Genomic DNA, 16,806 nt, shown 5'->3' with positions numbered 1-16,806 from the left:
ATGAATTCTTAATGTCAATATCCTCTACCTTCCTGAAGTACGTTCCTTAAAAGCCTGCAATGGTACCTTTCTCCAGCCAGACGCGTTCCACAGCAATCGCAGGCCCTAGATGAAAACTCATCATTCTGATCGTCATCACCGGCAACAAGATAACTGCCGTCTGACTGGATGTCGGTAATCGCCTTACGAATCTGCTCTTCACGCTCGTTCGCTGCGTCCTCACTAAGTGAATAATCCAGACTGCTGGCGTCATCATTGACGATAATCATCTGACAGTCCGTACACACCATAAAGTGATCATCGCGTATTTCCAGAGACATCATCACGTCCTTATTTGTTGGTAACTGCCAAAGAAGCATCAAGACAGTAAGCTTTGTAAAGCTGTTGCGCAGTACCTTTTATTCGCTGCTTTTGATGCAACACTTCCAGCCAGGCATCAGGAATGGAAGCCACACCGTAAAATGCACCCGCCAGCTGGCCGGTAACAGCCGCTGTCGTATCGGCATCGTCACCCAAATTCGCTGCCATTAGTACCGCGTCCTCAAATGAATCAGTTCGCCACAGACACTATAGAGCAGCTCCCAGGCTCTCGACGACATATCCGCTGCCAAAAATATCGACTCGCTCTTTAACGCGATATTCACCCTCTGCCAATGCGTTGATAAGTGAGGGTGCATGTGCATCGGAAGGCACTGACATTAACCAAGCTGTTTTATCGGTGGCCCCCAGAAGCGCATTGCTTATCAGCTGAGACATCAGCCTGCTGGCACTGACGCAAAGTGAAGAGGCATGCGTAGTTCGCGAACTAAGCTCAGCATACTCACCCAGCATGACTGATCCTGCGTAACGCATTGGAATCGGGGCCAGGCGCATAAGGGAACCGTTACCGGAAGATGCTGAAGACTCACTTCCACACCAGGGGGAGCCAGACTGTTGATATCTTGCCAGTGCACCCGCAACCGTCTTACCGATTCCAAAGGCACGTGGACGGGTTGAGTTTTCTCCCTCTTCAGCCCAACGCCAATAGCGTACCATCTGATCTGCTGCATCAAAGCCATCACAGGCAATCAGACTATCCGCCAGACATAGTGCCATGGCTGTATCATCCGTCCACTCCCCTTGGCGCATCCGAAACTTGCCACCTTCAATCATACCGGTGATCGGTTTAAGCCGGTCGCGAGGATGAAACTCCAACGGCGCCCCCAGAGCATCACCTACGGCCAGACCCAACAGGCATCCTGTCCACTGAGATGGATCCGGTGAAAGATTCACTATTGTGCTCTCTCTACGGCAACCGTTTTATCGCTACCTACTTCATAGCCGCTGACCAGAACATAACGGCTGCCACGGCGATGACTTTTCCATTTGCCTCGGTAAAAACGTTCGTCGCGCAGCTGCCGCCAGTAAGGTGAAACGGAATGGGGTGACACCATGGCGGCCACCAGTTCGCGATCATGTCTGTCGTACTCCACCTGCGCAAAGGGCATACCGCCCTTGCCACTGGGGTGCTTGTTTTTCATATACGATGGCACGCCACTGTTTAGAGACTCCGGGTAGGCAGACAGATACATACCCAGCGAGACCACATAACGGATCACGGCATTCAGGATGCGTTGCTCATCGGCGTTCATAGACATACCGGATAGCCCAACGGTCTTCATGGCTTCCCGGTTGATGAAATCCGTCAGCTGTTCCGGCGTAAAAGCTGCCCGTAAAAGGGAAGGATTAAGGGTCGACTGAGGCTCCAGCGGATTATGAATACTGATAGTTAACCACTGCTCCGGCTGAGAGGCAGGCACTTCCATCTGGAAAGAAGAACCATACTGGCGGAGAAAATCATCATACCGCTGTTGAAGAGAGGACGCCTGCATCTAGCTCACCATAATGCCTTCAATGGCATGGCCTTCAAACAGCTGGGCAGTCGGCAGAGAAATCGTACTGAACTCATACGGCCAGGCAAACGAATCACCTTGCACCTTGCTCAAAGACACCTGCTGCAACCAGGCCGAAAGCGAGGGTTCCGGCACGATGATTCGCCCCTGACGCTCATGCCAGTATTCGAGCACAAGTGCCTCACCGTTGATACTGGTCATGGTTCTGGGGTCTTCCACTAGATCGAGAAACACTTCCTTTTCATGCTTCTTAGGTAGCCCAATCTGCTTCAGGATGGAGCGTGTGAAACGACGCGTGAAGCTGGGGTAATGACGATAGGTACTGGCGGCGGACATCCGCATCTCCTTGCAATCTGCAGCTGTACCCTACTTTGCCGCAAAAGCCTGCAGGTTGCACAGTCCCACTACATCAGAACCTGAAAAGGCCGGTTTCGGCCAAAAGCGGATGTTTAGGAGATTCTGATTAAGACGGCTCAGCATGTAGTAGTCTTGTGAGCACTCATGAGCCTCCAAAAAAAATGGCACCATGATCCGCTGATTGTTTGGACTGAGTCATATCATTAAAAGTAATTGTGAGCTGACTACGAAGCTCTCAGATGACTCATTACTGAAAGCGGTTGAATGAGAGGCTGATATGCTTGGGGTAAACTTGGCGCCTTTGCGAAAAAGCACGGTAATGAGAACAACCCTGAATTTGCTGCAGCGCAGTGCGTAAACGATGAACCAGAACAGGTTCCTATGTGTTGTCGCCGGCCTATTCACTCTGGCTTATTGTCTTAGACCTTGACTAAACAGGGATTCCAAAGCAAAAGATCAGAGGTCATTTGCAAATAATTGTTAAGACTTCATCTCTTCGGTGTTTTCGCTAACGTCAGCTAAGTAGAGTGAAGCACTTGGTTTTTAGCAACCCATGAAAAGTGCTGAAATTGTTGTGACCGGCTGTAAGATCATTGATTTCTCTAAAATCTTAATCGCATACCAAAGATCCGAAATGCCTGTTCAATGCCACAGTTGCCTTCACTGTGGCACACAATTTAAATGCAGACTGCTCTTGATCACTTGACACAGCAAGACGAGGATGTGAAAAAAATGAAACCAGATTTTCCCCGCTCAGCCACAAGCACATGCTCGGGCACCATTCGTTTACCCTTATTGAGCAAGTATTAAATGGGCAACTCAAGTCGCTGAGGCAACCATCGGAGCTGGACGAATGACCTTAGCGTACGTTTCACTTCACACACCGCTTCATCATGAGGTGAGCTTTGAACAACTCCCCTAGCCAGAATCCGTTGTTGAATATTTCACTAGGTTGGGAGCAGGAACCCATGACCTCAACTGAAGCGTCTTTACTCAAAGCGCTTCAAGCAATTCGCAAGCACTTTGATATGGACGTCGCTTTCATTTCCAGGATTGAGAACGATCAACGCTCGCTGGAGTTAGTTGATAAAGCCGATGAAAACTTTCCTGTTAACGCTGATGACAGTGGTTCCAGCGAAGACAGTTATTGCCAACGAGTTATTGACGGCCGCCTACCTGAGCTTATCCATGATGCACAGCAGGAACCCGAAGCCTTAAGCATTAAAGCGACTCAGAGTTTACCCATTGGGGCCCACCTCAGTGTACCCATCCGCATGCAAGATGGCAGTATCTACGGGACTTTGTGCTGCTTTGATCGTCAACCAGATACGACGCTGAACAGCCGTGATCTGTCCATGATGCATGTATTTGCAGAGTTTGCTGCCCATCAACTGGAGTACCAAGAAAAGCAGCGCCAAGAAAATAAAATGATCAAAACGCGCATCCACCATGTGCTGGAACAGAATCTTTTACACTGTGTTTTTCAGCCAATGCACGACATTCTCAATCAACGCATTGCTGGATATGAAGCGCTAACACGTTTCAATGCCACGCCCCAACGCTCCCCTGACAAGTGGTTCAACGAAGCTGCCAGGGTAGGCCTGCAGGAAACCCTCGAAATAACCGCCATACAACATGCTCTTGAGTACTTCCATTACTTGCCGGACTCTACCTATCTTTCTCTTAATGCATCACCGAGTACCATAGTATCTGACCGCCTACTTGAAGTGTTAGCACCCTATCCCCTCAACCGCCTGATGCTCGAAGTAACCGAGCATGACGTCGTTGATGACTATGACAACCTATACGAGGCGCTGAGCAATATGCGTGCGCAAGGGTTACGACTAGCCATTGATGATGCAGGCGCCGGCTATGCAAGCTTTCGTCACATCCTCAGGCTTTCACCTGAGGTGATCAAGCTGGATCAATCACTTACTCGGGACATTGACTCACGTCCTGAAAGCCAGGCATTGGCTGCTGCACTAGTAGGCTTTGCTTCCAAAACACACAGCCGCTTGATTGCTGAAGGCGTTGAGACACAACAAGAACTCGACACGTTAAAGCATATAGGCGTCCAAAAAGTGCAGGGCTACCTACTTGGGAAACCCGGCCCCTTACCTCATAGCGGTGCATAAAACCATGCAAAGGCGGCCGGCGATCAGGCTGCTCAGGTTGCCGATCAACACCAGCGACATGACATGATGCGGCGATAGCTTGTACTGTTCGGCAACCAGATAATTCAACACAGCAGGTGGTAAGGCTCCAAACACCAGTAAAACCGCCAGTTGCAGCGAATCCAGTCGTAATTACTGTGCCAGCTGCATAACACGGCTGAATCAGTATCTCACTTTCGCCGAAAGGGCCGCTCTGGGTCGAGCCCTGACTGTAAATTAACCTTAGCACATGACGAGCGTGAATTGAGCCATTCTTTGACCTCCACCTGGAGGATCATGCCATGAACGTTACGAATGAAATCTCATGTACACCTTGGAATAAAGGTAAGCTGGTTGGCCAGAAGGCTCCACTGCGCCTTAGAGATATTTGGGCCATCCGTGTGCGTCTACAGATTGCCAATAAGACAAGTACTCGAAAGAATTCAAACTGGATACCATCAGTCTGGTGCTTGAGCAGAATTACACAAGAACTGAAGCCGCAAGAAGCCTGGGTATCAACTCCCAGATGCTGGGACGCTGGGTGCAGAACCTTTTTATTGTCGCGAACTACACCGACGCTCAGCTAGACGGATGTAAGTACCACCAAGGTCGAAGCATCCCCAGTAAAAACAACTAACTGGAATTAACGTAAGCCTCTTTTATACGCAAACTTTATTGCGACCGGTCTCCTTGGCCATATAAAGCGCCCTGTCCGCTCGCGCCTGCAGTGAGCTCAAGGTTTCGCCAGGAAACCACTGAGCAACACCAATACTGATAGTTATTGGTCCCACCTCGGCAAATGCCTTTGACCCAATCGTCTTGCGCACACGCTCAGCCAGTTGGATCCCTTGCTCTACATTAATTCCCGGTGACAGTATTATAAATTCTTCGCCGCCCCACCGTGCCAGAGTGTCGGTATTTCGCAACATACTGACAATTCGTTGGGAAACCTCTTTGATCACTTGGTCACCAACCAAGTGCCCGTGGTAATCATTTACCGCCTTGAAGTAATCGATATCGAGCATGGCCAACGTAACCGGCTGTTCATAACGAGTGGCTGTTTTCAGCGCATCGGTTACTATCTCATCAAATTTACGTCGATTAAAGATACCCGTGAGAAAGTCCAATTCTGCTTGTTTGTTTTTGGTCATATCCCAAATAACAGCATACACTCCAGCGACACTCCCATTCGATAAAAAATGGGGCTCATATCGAGCATGAATTTCGCGCTCGCCCCCTGTACGATAGAGAACGCGGGCCTCATAGCTTACTGACTCACCACTTAAAGCTTTGCTTAAGTGAGGCCGAACTGTTTCATACGCCTCATTACCGAGCACTTCCCACACATACTTGCCGCGAATCTCGCTGGCAATTACATCAAACCATTGTTCATAAGCGGCATTCATCTCCTGATAACGTTGTTCCCGGTCAATATAGGAGACTAACATTGGAAAGCTATCGACTAGCAAGGTTCTTCTGCTTATTTCCGTGTCAAAGGCCGCAGCATTGAATAATGCGGAAGCGAGAGTCCCGGACGCGAGTTCCAAAAGCTGACAGTCTTCTTCGTTAAACGCCATCGGCTTCGAGGAATACACTTTGAGGACACCATAACAGTTCTGCTCATGAACCAGCGGTGCAAGAATGCCAGAAATAAAGCCAATCTTCTCAGCCGCTTCTTTGAGTTCTACACGATTATCGATTCTTGAATTGTCGCACCGCAGAACTTCCTGTTTACGATAACTCAAACCCGAAAGACTCCGGCTCACAAGCAGACGCAATCCAAGTGAGTCTTTAGCGGCTCCCTCAACTGCCCGGTAAACAAGCTCCTGACCCTCTGCCTCTGCCACCACCGCTGCATCGGCATTGGTCATTGCAAGAGCGGCCTCCACAACTTTTTCACGAACGCGCTGAAGATCCAGATTGCTTGTCACCACCATCCGTTGAATGGAGGTTACCTCTTCTAACTGTTCCCGTCGATGTTGGCGCTCACGCTGTTCGGTTATGTCACGCTGTACCGCTACGAAGTGAGTAATTTGGCCAGCACTATCCTTTACGGGAGTGACTGACCATTTCATAAGAAAGACCGTTCCATTTTTTCGATAATTGTAGGTCTCGCCCTCAAAAGAGATACCTTTTCGCATGTCGTCTTGCAAACGCTTTAGGACCTCTTGTGAGCTGCTTGGGCCTTGCAGAATACGCGGGGAAATTCCAAGAACTTCTGAACGAAGATAACCCGTCATGGCTTCGAAGGCTCGATTAACATAAACGATGCGAGGGCCGGGGGGGGCTATGTGTGCGTCGGTTATGGTGATTGCTTCAGAGATATGCTCCAAAGTCTCTTTATACAGCTTAAGAGGTAAATCCATAATGGAAGTTATCCAGCCTATAACGTTGAGCCCTGATTGTAGTTAGTGCCTATCCAAAAACTAATCCTACTGTATCATAAATATGTTTTGCTATAATAAAAGCAACATATCCAATGATATCAAATGTTTATGCTACTCGATGCACTACATGAATGTTTTGATTCATACCTTGATACATAGGCCGCTCAGCTAGGGCATGCAGACCGCATTTCTAGCTTCAAGGACTACTGCTATGGCCTAATGCTGTCCTTATCACGGAAGAGTATCGAACCGATGGCAGCGAGCGTGGATCCCACCCACTTGCAGGCGCGTCACCAAGCACTACATCATTTCGTCGCCAAGTCACTCTGGTCGGATCAAGTACTTTTAATGCTGAGAGATCCCGCGAATATTTTTAATGAAATCAGCGAGTAATGTTGAAAGAGCCTGCATGAGTCGGCATGTTGTTAATCGCCAAACAAACAATATACCTAAGGAGATCCATGCAGGCCCCACGATTCTTACACAATTGGCTCACATCAGCACTCCCCTCAATACATGCCAAACGTCTTCAAGCACTTCTGGATACGGTGAGTGCCTTGCTGACGGATCGGCTATTGGGCAACCACCATTTGCACGAGGAGCGCCCCTTGTTTTATTGGCTGGTGACTAATGTGTTGATCGGTCATATGACACGTTCCCTGATTCTGGTCGAGTGGTTGCCATCTACCGGCAACGAATGCAGATCGAAGAAGGTTTTCGCGATGTCAAAAGCCCCTGTTCGGGCTGGATTTTGGTATGCATTAATCGCGATGTTAGCCAATATGGCAATGATGGTTGCCGGCCTGGGCGTCATAACCAGAGGGCAACAGAAACACTACCAGAGCAACAGTATCGATCATCGAAACGTTTTATCGGTATGGCGCCTTGGGCTGGAATGGCTTCGTCGACAACCTTCCGGCGCTGTGCCCTGGCTTTGCTGGGTATCGCTTCAAGAAAGCCTCCGAGAAGAAGCTCGCCATCAGGCATTATGCGACGCATAGCGCTAAATTCGTGGGGGTTCGTCAGGCCTCAAACAGCTCAGGAAATCCTACAATGCCGCGTTTCATGATGTGCAATCGTCCTGGCGTCCTCTAGAAATTATCGTAAAGTTGCTCCACACGTCTTCTGTTCTGCCAAGCGTAGTAGCCCCTTCAGTGATCACGGATATGGCACTCAACTTTACTCCTCGCCCCCAAACGGTAGGCATTATCCGATGGCCGAAGCTGACCCACGACAATCTCCGCTGCTTGACTGAGGTCATGGTTTCTTACCAAATGACCATGACAATCGTTGATGTTCTTGAAATGATCAAGATCGTGAATAAGCACCACCGTTTGGTGGTCTACTATGACTTCCTCAATTCTGGATGATCCCGTGTTGTAATTGCATATTGGGTAATGTGTGCTAGTGTTTCTATATACCGTTTCGGAATTGAAATGACCAGCTCTTGCCTACAAAGGGGAAGAAAGGCATGGAACAGACTGCGGTTGAACGAACCCGACTGTCCACAGGGATCGAGGAACTTGACGAGGTCATGAAAGGCGGGTTGCCGCAGGGTGGCGCTTATCTCGTCAAGGGCGGTCCCGGATCCGGCAAGACTACCTTGTGCCTACAGTTTCTCACCGCTGGCAAGGAACCCTGCCTGCTGATCACTTTCGGCGAACGGGAGCACTAGATCCGTGATAACGCGCCAGGCGGCTTAGACCTTTCCAGCATTCGAGTTTTGGACCTATCGCCGTCTGCCTCGGCGTTCACACCCGAAGAGAGCTATGACGTCGTCTCTGTAGCGGAGGTGGAAGGCCAACCGGTCATGGACGCCATCCGTAAGAAGGTCGAATCGGAGTCGCCGACGCGCGTGGTCATCGACTCCATGAGCCACCTGCGCTATCTCGCCCAAGACCAGCAACACTTCCGCCACCAGGCGCTCGGGCTACTCCACCTCCTCAAGGACCAGGGGGCGACCGTGGTGTTTACGTCCGAGGCAGGGGCCAGCGATGAGAACGGCAACCTGTCGTTTCTCAGCGACGGCATCATTGAACTGGATTCGTGGTATCAGCCTCACCAAATCAGTCTACCCAAGTTGCGAGGCAGCGATGTTTCGCCCGGCCCTCATACTTACCGGCTCACCGACCATGGCCTGAAAATCGCGCCCCGCCTTCAGGCCCGGAAGCATACTCGGCAGTTTTCCCCCCGGATACTGAGTTCAGGGATCGCCGCTTTGGATGATCTCTCTGGCGGCGGCATACACGAAGGCTCGACGAACCTGATCTCCGGGCCTGCTGGAGTCGGAAAGTCCAACCTGGGTATGGTGTACATGAGGGAACTGGCCGCCCAAGGTCTCCGTTCAGTGGTCATTAGCTTCGAGGAAGCGAAAGACTTGATTCTCCAGCGCTGCCGGGGCATCGGTATGCCGGTGGACGACATGGTTGAAAACGGCCTGCTGTCCATCCACTCGATTGAGGCTCTAAGCTATAGTCCCGATGAACTGGCCGTCCTTATCCGGGATGAGGTCGAACGGCGTGATGTCCGTATCGTAATGATCGACAGCGTGAGCAGTTTCCGGCTTTCCATTAACGCGGGTGAGGAAATGATCCAGCGGCTGCACGAGATCTGCCGTTATCTGGCGAACATGGGGGTGACCGCCTTTCTCTTGGAGGAGACGACGGAAATCACCGGCGAGGCCAAGAGTACCGCCGAGCGTATCAGCTATCTGACCGACAACATCATGCTCCTGCGCTACATCGACCACGAGGGCGGGCTTGGACGCGCCATCGGATTTCTGAAAAAACGCACTGGTAATTTTTCCGAGTATCCAATACGTTTCAGCATTACTTCCGATGGCGTGCAGCTCCACGACGACATCCTCCGAGTGGGTGCAACATTTCCCAGCCTGCCAAAAAGTGAGCCATCGTCCAGCCGTGGGCCAGTTAGTTAGGAGGGGCAATGTCGTTGAACTCGGATACACGCTCAGACTGGCCGTCGACCGGACCGAAAAAAAACGAAACTGGGAAGCATAGCGGGAGGGTACTTCTGGCCGTGGCCGCCCCAGGCAATCGGCTGCGGCTGATGGAAATACTGGAATCGCATTTTACAGTCCAGGCCGTCACCGATGGCTCCCGGGAGATGCTCGAATTCGACCTGGCCGTAGTGGATATAGAAGGTCTCCAGAAATGGAGGGCGGCGCTGGTCGCTGCAAAACGACGAGGCGAGCCTATCTTTCTCCCAGTGATGCTGGTGTTAGGCAAGGACAAGCTACACCATCGGATACAACAGGATTCCGAGGTCGTCGATGCATTCGTGATAACACCGACCAATACAGTGGAATTGGTGGAACGGGCCTGCATCCTCCTCCGGGCCCGCCGGATGGCACTGGAACAGTCTGACCGATTGGCCTACATCATCAATCACGACGCGGTGACGGGGCTGGCCAATCGCCCGCTGTTCGAGGATCGTCTGCAAATAGCACTGGCAGCTCTCTCAAGAGAGGATAAAAAGGTGTTCTTAGCGGTGATCCACGTACCTATGGACATGGTCATGGGTTCACTGGGAACTTTGGGCCTGGACGCCGCCGCTCGGGCGTTCTCCTCATGGCTTCGATCATGGCTGGGGGACGATATTGAGCCAGCGCGGCTAACAACCAATGACTGGGGGATCATATTTCGAACCGGCACGAGCGTCGAGTCAATGATGACGCAGGCTCGAAAAATTCACGGACTGAGGGATCGGACGTTGCACGTCGGCCAAGAGGAGATTCGGCTCCCTCCTCGCGTAGGAATCGCGATTTGGCCCGATGATTCCGAGGATGTGCCCGGCCTTATTGGCGCTGCGATGGCTGCAGCAGGGCAGGCCAATGGCACCGACGGCGAACCTGCCTTCTATTCCCCGTCAGCTCAGGAAAAGGCACTCTGGCACATCCGTACCGAGAACGAGCTCTCCAAGGCTGTGGACGATGGTGAGTTGGAACTGTGGTTTCAGCCCAAGATCCGCCTTGCCGATAGAGTTGTGATCGGGGCTGAGGCGCTGGTTCGTTGGCGACGGCCCTCTGGGGAACTGGTCTCGCCGGGAGAGTTCATTCCAGTCGCGGAGAAGAGCGACCTGATTCTAAAAATTAGCCGTTGGGTACTCGACCAAGCATTTCGGGTGCTTTCGAACTGGAGGGACTGGAAGCCGGATTTCGTGATGGCCATCAACATCACGCCGGCTGACGTGGGAATGCCGGATTTTATCGATCGCGTGGATGACCTCAGGATCCGCTACGGAGTGCTTCCCGAGAACCTTGAGTTTGAATTGACCGAGACCATGCTTTGCGAGGTCGCCAAGGTGGTGCTGGAGCGATTACGGGAACTCCGTGCCAAGGGGGGGCGAATTGCGGTAGATGATTTCGGGACGGGATATTCGTCGCTCAGCTACTTGCAAGAGCTGCCGGTCGACGTGCTCAAGATCGACAAGAGTTTCATTGACCGGATCCCGGACGAGCATGACGGTGTGGGGATCGTGGAGGCCATCATTTCTTTGGCCCATCATTTTCACTTGGGCCTTGTGGCAGAGGGCGTAGAATACGAATCCCAGGCAGACTTCCTGCAGTCACGGGGGGTTGATAACGTCCAAGGCTACTACTTCGCCCGCCCCATGCCGGCCGCCGAATTCGTGCGCTGGATGAAATGGTAGCCGCTACAACCCGAGAGAATTGACCCCGACCCGGTATAGAGGAGCAGTCATGACGCATGGCAACGGTCTGGAGACGTCCCAAGCGGATGCGGCCCGGCAATATCGGAAGTACCAGTTGGCGTTCGAGCAATCCCGCGACGCCATTATGTTTTTTGAGGGAGAGAGTTTCCAGGATTGCAATCCTGCGACCCTGACCATGTTTCGGGTGCCTGATATGGCCACCTTTGTGAGCATGCATCCCGGCGACCTCTCCCCCTCTCACCAACCTGACGGTCGCCCCAGTCGGGAGGCTGCGGCAGGTTTCATCGACGAGGCCCTGAACCAGGGGCAGGTCTTTTTCGAGTGGCGTCACCGCACGTGGGACGGTGTCGATTTTCCAACCGAGATCTTGTTGAGCCGGATTGTCATGAAGGATGGCGTAATGGTTCAGGGGAGAGTGCGCGACATCAGCGACCGCAAAGAGACCGAGACCTTGCGCACCGATAAACAGGAACTGGCCGAGGCGCAGCGGCTTGCCCACCTGGGCAGTTGGGTCTCCGACTTCCGCGCCAACGAAATCCGGTGGTCCGACGAGGTCTACCGCATCTTCGGTCTGAACCGGGGAGAGTGGGGCGCAACCTTGGAATCGTTCATAGCCGCAGTGCATCCCGATGATCGGACGAAGGTGCAGGCAGCGCTCGAAGCCTCGTTCAATGGCGAGCCCTACGAGGTGGATCATCGAGTAGTGCGGCCCGACGGCGAGGAGCGCACTGTGCTTGAGCGCGGCTACGTGGAGTTCGATGCCAACGGCAAGCCGCTACGCATGTTCGGCACCGTCCACGACATCACCGAACAGCGCCAGCTGGAAGATAGTCTGCGGCGCTTTGCAGCGGTCCTGGACAGCACGCCGGACATCGTCGCCATGCACGATAGCGATGGTGCCATGCTCTATCTGAACGCCACCGGCGCACGCCTTGTGGGGCTACCCGAGCGCTCTAGTCGAGATCGCTGGCAACCAGAGACGGGCTGGGATCGATCCGATCTGCCGCCTGAGACGGAAAGCCTGGAAGGGACGTTGCGGTGGATCCATCCGCCTTGGGCGGCGGAAAAGATTTTAAACGAAGGGCTGCCCACCGCCTGGCAAGAGGGATCCTGGCAGGGGGAGACCGTGATGCTGGATCGGGAGGGGAAGGAGGTTCCTGTTTCTCAGGTAATTATTGTCAACCGGGACGATGTTGGGGATATCCGTCAGACTTCCTTCTTCCTTCACGATATCTCCAGGCGCCGGGATCTTGAGGACTCGCTTCGACGCGAGAAGGAGCTTTCAGCGTCGATTCTGAACAGTTTGCCGGGCATCTTCTACCTCTTCGATGAGCAGGGCCGTCTGGTTCAATGGAATGACCAGATGGAAGCGGTGACGGGCCGCAGCCCCAAAGAGCTCGATGGCCTCGACGCCTGTGCGCTCGTCCCGGAGGAAGAGAAAACTCGTGTCGCCCGAGCCATCGCCAGAACCTTTTCGGAAGGCAGTGTGGTGATCGAAAGCAAGCTGAACACCGTTGAGGGGGATACCTCTTATTTGTTCAACGGGTTGCGAGTCAAGCTGAATGGTGAGAATTCCCTGCTGGGTATAGGGCTGGACATTGCCAAGCAAAAGCAGCTGGAAGCGTTATTGGAGCAGGAGGCCACCACCGACACCCTCACCGGCCTCTACAATCGTCAGCGCTTCGATGCGGAGATGGAGCGCGCAGTGGCTCGCCACGCACGTTATGGCACTGAAACTGCTCTGGTGATGATCGATTTGGACCATTTTAAGAGGGTCAACGACACCTACGGGCACGACGTTGGCGATCAGGTGCTGGTGGAACTGACCAAGCGACTCGCCAGGGAAATGCGGGAGTCCGATTTTTTGGCCCGTTGGGGCGGCGAGGAATTCGTAGCCCTCCTCCCGGAAACCAGCCCCTCCAACGCCGCCCGAGAGGCGGAACGACTGCGCAGGTGTATTGAAGTCGAGCCCTTTCCCGAAGTGGGTACCTTAACCATCAGCCTGGGCATCACCAACTTTCAGAGGGGGGACACGTCCAATACGTTGCTGAAACGTGTGGACGCCGTGCTCTACGAGGCAAAGCAAACCGGTCGCAACAGGGTGGTGGTCAATGGCGAGGATCCGGGCGCCTAGCACAGGAGGTAGGTGATCCGAGGCTTTCTTGAAGCAGACTGCGGCCCATTCGGGACAAATGAGGAAGCTGGCTGGCAACCTTAAGTCAGGGAGACCGGGCGATTGCTCGACCTGGCCTCCACAGATCCAGACGTGCGCGATTGACGCATCCGGCTCCTCAATCCATCAGTTTCGCTGAAAAATTCAGTATGATTGCACGATTCTTGGCATTGGAAGGGAAAGACGCTGCAATAGCTGATGCCCTTGATCCTAGGCAATATGCGCTTTCTGGGAGCGACGACTCAACCATTTGATCCAGAGACGCTCTACGCGGTAACGAAATCCTTTCAGGCATTTCATGTTGCCGCGAATACCGTAGTACGAAAAGTGCCCCTGAACCTTACGTCTCAACATCTTATACTGACCGACAATAGGCAGATGCCTGTGTCGGCGATACCACTCTCCAATGCGTTTCAGACTTCGCTTAAGCTGGTCTTTGGCTGTCTTGCGTTTGATGATCATCCGATTCCGTCGAGATTTCCCCAGTAATGGGTAAACCCCAGAAAGTCGAAGGTCTCGGCACGTTGTTCGCGTTGCGGACGAAACCGCACCAACCGTGTAATTCGGCTGGAACAGCTTATCCTGCACCGGAATATCGTAACCCTGTTTTCGAGTTTGGGGCCAAAAGGCTGCTTCTTGAACCAGTCCAGCGAGTGTGTCAGCTGGCGAATGATGCCGGCCTGAGCGTCAAGCTGTTCCCGCAATAAAGCATTTTCATTTGGGTTTTACGGCGGTTGACGAAGACAAAATAATGACCACTGAGTGGATCGTACTTCAACTGGTTCCTCACCAGGGCGCTTAAGCCTTGAAAAGACTTGCGCATGTCAGTGGGCTTGATACATAACCAGATGCGTGCCTGGCTATCGAGGCCAATCACCTGCTCTGGCTCAATCGAAGTTCGACCCCATTGCCCAGGCTAAGCACAATGTCTCAGCCTGGCTCAGTCGATGATGCCGTGCCCATCAGTGATGACAAATCCAAGAAATTGACGTCGCTGGCATCCAAAGCATCACCCACCGTTGGGTTTTCTGACAAACGCTTGCGCCAGTGGCAGAAACTGGCATCAGCAATGTTCCCCTGTTTGCAAAATTGCGGCGCTGATAAACCACTGGCTCGCTGTTGTTCTACCAGGCTTTGCCACTGTTCCGAGGTGCGGCACCTGTATAAGTGACTCACACTGATCGCACACCTATTTACTACAACAGATGTGGCGTTCAACATGAAATACGCTTGGTGTGTAGTCCTGCTTCGCACTGGTCTCATCACCGATCCGCCGCAACTGACAACCGCACTGGCAGTTTTCTCTCTCAGAATCATGATGAATCTCGATCCGCGGCAACTCAGGGGTCAGGAGCTGGGCTTAGGCGTCTTTCTGATTGCTGGCAGTGTTCTGTTCACACTTGGCAAAAAAACCAACTAAGCCTTAATTTCAAGGCAAAAAGCTAGTAAGGTTCGGTTAGCTAAGAAGATAAAAATGTTTTGGTAGGTTTCATCATGAGGTGAGTTTTGAACAACCCACACGGCCAGACTCCGTTGTTGAATATTTCACTAGGTTGGGAGCAGGAATCAACGACCTCAACTGAGGCGTCTTTACTCAAAGCGCTTCGAGCAATTCGCAAGCACTTTGATATGGACGTCGCTTTCATTTCCAGGATTGAAAACGATCAACGCGCGCTGGAGTTGGTCGACAAAGCTGATGACAACATTCCTGTTAACGCTGATGATAGCGGTCCCAGCGAAGACAGTTATTGCCAACGGGTTATTGACGGTCGCCTACCTGAGCTTATCCATGATGCACAGCAGGAATCCGAAGCCTTAAGCATTAAAGCGACGCAGAGTTTACCCATTGGTGCTCATCTCAGTGTACCCATCCGTATGCAAGATGGCAGTATCTACGGGACTTTATGCTGCTTTGATCGTCAACCTGATGCGACGCTGAACAGCCGTGACCTGTCCATGATGCATGTCTTTGCCGAATTTGCTGCCCATCAGTTAGAACACCAGGACAAGCAACGCCAAGAAAATAGAATGATCAAAACGCGCATCCACCATGTGCTGGAACAGAATCTTTTGCACTGTGTTTTTCAGCCAATGCATGACATTCTTAACCAACGTATTGCCGGTTATGAAGCATTAACACGCTTCAATGCCGATCCCCAACGCTCTCCAGACAAATGGTTCAACGAAGCTGTAGGGGTTGGCCTGCAGGAAACTCTCGAAATAACCGCCATAGAGCATGCCCTTAAGCACTTCAATTCCCTGCCAGATACAGCCTACCTTTCTCTTAATGCATCACCGAATACCATAGTATCGAACCGACTAAACGAAGTGCTAGCACCCTATCCGCTTGATCGCCTGATGCTAGAAATAACCGAGCATGACGTTGTCGATGACTATGACGGCCTATACGAGGCGCTGAGCAATATGCGTGCGCAAGGGCTAAAGCTTGCCATTGATGATGCAGGCGCTGGCTATGCAAGCTTTCGTCACATTCTCAAACTGGCACCTGATATCATCAAATTGGATCAGTCACTTACTCGGGACATTGACTCACGCTCTGAAAGCCAGGCATTGGCTGCTGCCCTAGTAGGCTTTGCTTCCAAAACACGCAGTCGCTTGATTGCTGAAGGCGTTGAGACACAACAGGAATTCGACACGTTAAAGCATATCGGCGTCCAGAAAATGCAGGGCTACCTACTTGGAAAACCCGGCCCCTTGCCTTATAACGGCGCATAAAACCACGCAAAGGCGTCCGCTAATGTCAGCGGCATAACCACCAAGCTACCGAGGTTGCCGATCAGCATCAGCGACGCCACATGATGCGGTGACAGCTTGTACTGTTCTGCGACTAGATAATTCAGGTAATTTCCCTCTTTGTGACTCAAGGCTCGTTACTTATTCCTGAGATATTTTATACATGCCAGAATGCCTAGCACCAATAGGACCACTACAAGAGTCCAGACCAAGATTCCCATAATTCCTACACCCGACATCATATGCCCACCCATCATGGTATTCCCCATGTGTCCAGATTCATGAGCGAGAGCGAGGACAGGCGAGTGAAGCCCCGCGATCAGAACCCAGAGTTTTACTAAATAGTTCATTACAAGCACTCCAGTTTCATAGTTGGTCGTTCGCTGCACAAAGCTTTGAGC

General features: G+C 52.1%; 12 protein-coding genes and 4 pseudogenes. 9 read left to right on the top strand and 7 right to left on the bottom strand.

From position 1 onward, the window contains the following. Positions 1-14: 14 nt before the first annotated feature. The 4 genes and pseudogenes from OR573_07055 to OR573_07040 form a co-directional block, all read right to left on the bottom strand. The gene (locus tag OR573_07055) at positions 15-269 is read right to left on the bottom strand and encodes a hypothetical protein (GenBank protein XGA81377.1); all 255 of its coding nucleotides are present in this window, start codon (positions 267-269) and stop codon (positions 15-17) included. A 61-nt stretch (positions 270-330) separates the two neighbouring features. Then, positions 331-1,272 (bottom strand): annotated as a pseudogene (locus OR573_07050) (ADP-ribosylglycohydrolase family protein). Further along, the gene (locus tag OR573_07045) at positions 1,272-1,871 is read right to left on the bottom strand and encodes a hypothetical protein (GenBank protein XGA81376.1); all 600 of its coding nucleotides are present in this window, start codon (positions 1,869-1,871) and stop codon (positions 1,272-1,274) included. The pseudogene OR573_07050 and the gene OR573_07045 overlap by 1 nt, the downstream one beginning before the upstream one ends. Beyond that, positions 1,872-2,228: a hypothetical protein gene (locus tag OR573_07040; GenBank protein ID XGA81375.1), complete on the bottom strand. Its 357-nt coding sequence runs from the start codon at positions 2,226-2,228 to the stop codon at positions 1,872-1,874. Between the two features lie 989 nt (positions 2,229-3,217). On the opposite strand from OR573_07040, the gene OR573_07035 reads away from it, so the two are divergent. Then, positions 3,218-4,384, top strand: a complete 1,167-nt coding sequence (locus OR573_07035; protein ID XGA81374.1) for an EAL domain-containing protein — start codon at positions 3,218-3,220, stop codon at positions 4,382-4,384. Here the strand turns inward: OR573_07035 and OR573_07030 are convergent. Both OR573_07030 and OR573_07025 read right to left on the bottom strand, forming a co-directional pair. Next, positions 4,364-4,555, bottom strand: a pseudogene (locus OR573_07030) (AEC family transporter). The gene OR573_07035 and the pseudogene OR573_07030 overlap by 21 nt on opposite strands. Before the next feature lie 506 nt (positions 4,556-5,061). Then, positions 5,062-6,768 carry a diguanylate cyclase gene (locus OR573_07025; GenBank protein ID XGA81373.1) on the bottom strand — a complete coding sequence of 569 codons (1,707 nt, stop codon included), beginning with the start codon at positions 6,766-6,768 and terminating at the stop codon, positions 5,062-5,064. Between the two features lie 129 nt (positions 6,769-6,897). On the opposite strand from OR573_07025, the pseudogene OR573_07020 reads away from it, so the two are divergent. The 8 genes and pseudogenes from OR573_07020 to OR573_06985 all read left to right on the top strand — a co-directional run bounded on the left by OR573_07020 (position 6,898) and on the right by OR573_06985 (position 16,387). Continuing rightward, positions 6,898-7,137 (top strand): annotated as a pseudogene (locus tag OR573_07020) (transposase). A 113-nt stretch (positions 7,138-7,250) separates the two neighbouring features. Further along, positions 7,251-7,790, top strand: a complete 540-nt coding sequence (locus OR573_07015) for a hypothetical protein (protein XGA81372.1) — start codon at positions 7,251-7,253, stop codon at positions 7,788-7,790. Positions 7,791-8,260: 470 nt separating this feature from the next. Beyond that, on the top strand, positions 8,261-8,464 hold the full coding sequence (locus OR573_07010; protein XGA81371.1) for a hypothetical protein: 204 nt from the start codon (positions 8,261-8,263) through the stop codon (positions 8,462-8,464). Between the two features lie 117 nt (positions 8,465-8,581). Then, positions 8,582-9,724, top strand: a complete 1,143-nt coding sequence (locus tag OR573_07005) for a hypothetical protein (protein XGA81686.1) — start codon at positions 8,582-8,584, stop codon at positions 9,722-9,724. Between the two features lie 8 nt (positions 9,725-9,732). Next, on the top strand, positions 9,733-11,457 hold the full coding sequence (locus OR573_07000; protein XGA81370.1) for an EAL domain-containing protein: 1,725 nt from the start codon (positions 9,733-9,735) through the stop codon (positions 11,455-11,457). A 49-nt stretch (positions 11,458-11,506) separates the two neighbouring features. Then, positions 11,507-13,612, top strand: a complete 2,106-nt coding sequence (locus OR573_06995; GenBank protein XGA81369.1) for a diguanylate cyclase — start codon at positions 11,507-11,509, stop codon at positions 13,610-13,612. Between the two features lie 1,258 nt (positions 13,613-14,870). Next, complete coding sequence (locus OR573_06990) at positions 14,871-15,071, top strand: hypothetical protein (GenBank protein ID XGA81368.1); 201 nt, start codon at positions 14,871-14,873, stop codon at positions 15,069-15,071. An 86-nt stretch (positions 15,072-15,157) separates the two neighbouring features. Continuing rightward, positions 15,158-16,387 carry an EAL domain-containing protein gene (locus tag OR573_06985; GenBank protein ID XGA81367.1) on the top strand — a complete coding sequence of 410 codons (1,230 nt, stop codon included), beginning with the start codon at positions 15,158-15,160 and terminating at the stop codon, positions 16,385-16,387. On the opposite strand, the pseudogene OR573_06980 reads toward OR573_06985, so the two are convergent. Next, a pseudogene (locus OR573_06980) lies at positions 16,372-16,512 on the bottom strand (AEC family transporter). The gene OR573_06985 and the pseudogene OR573_06980 overlap by 16 nt on opposite strands. Positions 16,513-16,806: the final 294 nt, after the last annotated feature.

Origin of the sequence: Halomonas sp. CH40 (assembly GCA_041875495.1) — a bacterium.
Lineage (GTDB): Bacteria > Pseudomonadota > Gammaproteobacteria > Pseudomonadales > Halomonadaceae > Vreelandella.
Note: the sequence above shows the minus strand (reverse complement) of the source record. Positions and strands in the feature narration are given on the sequence as shown.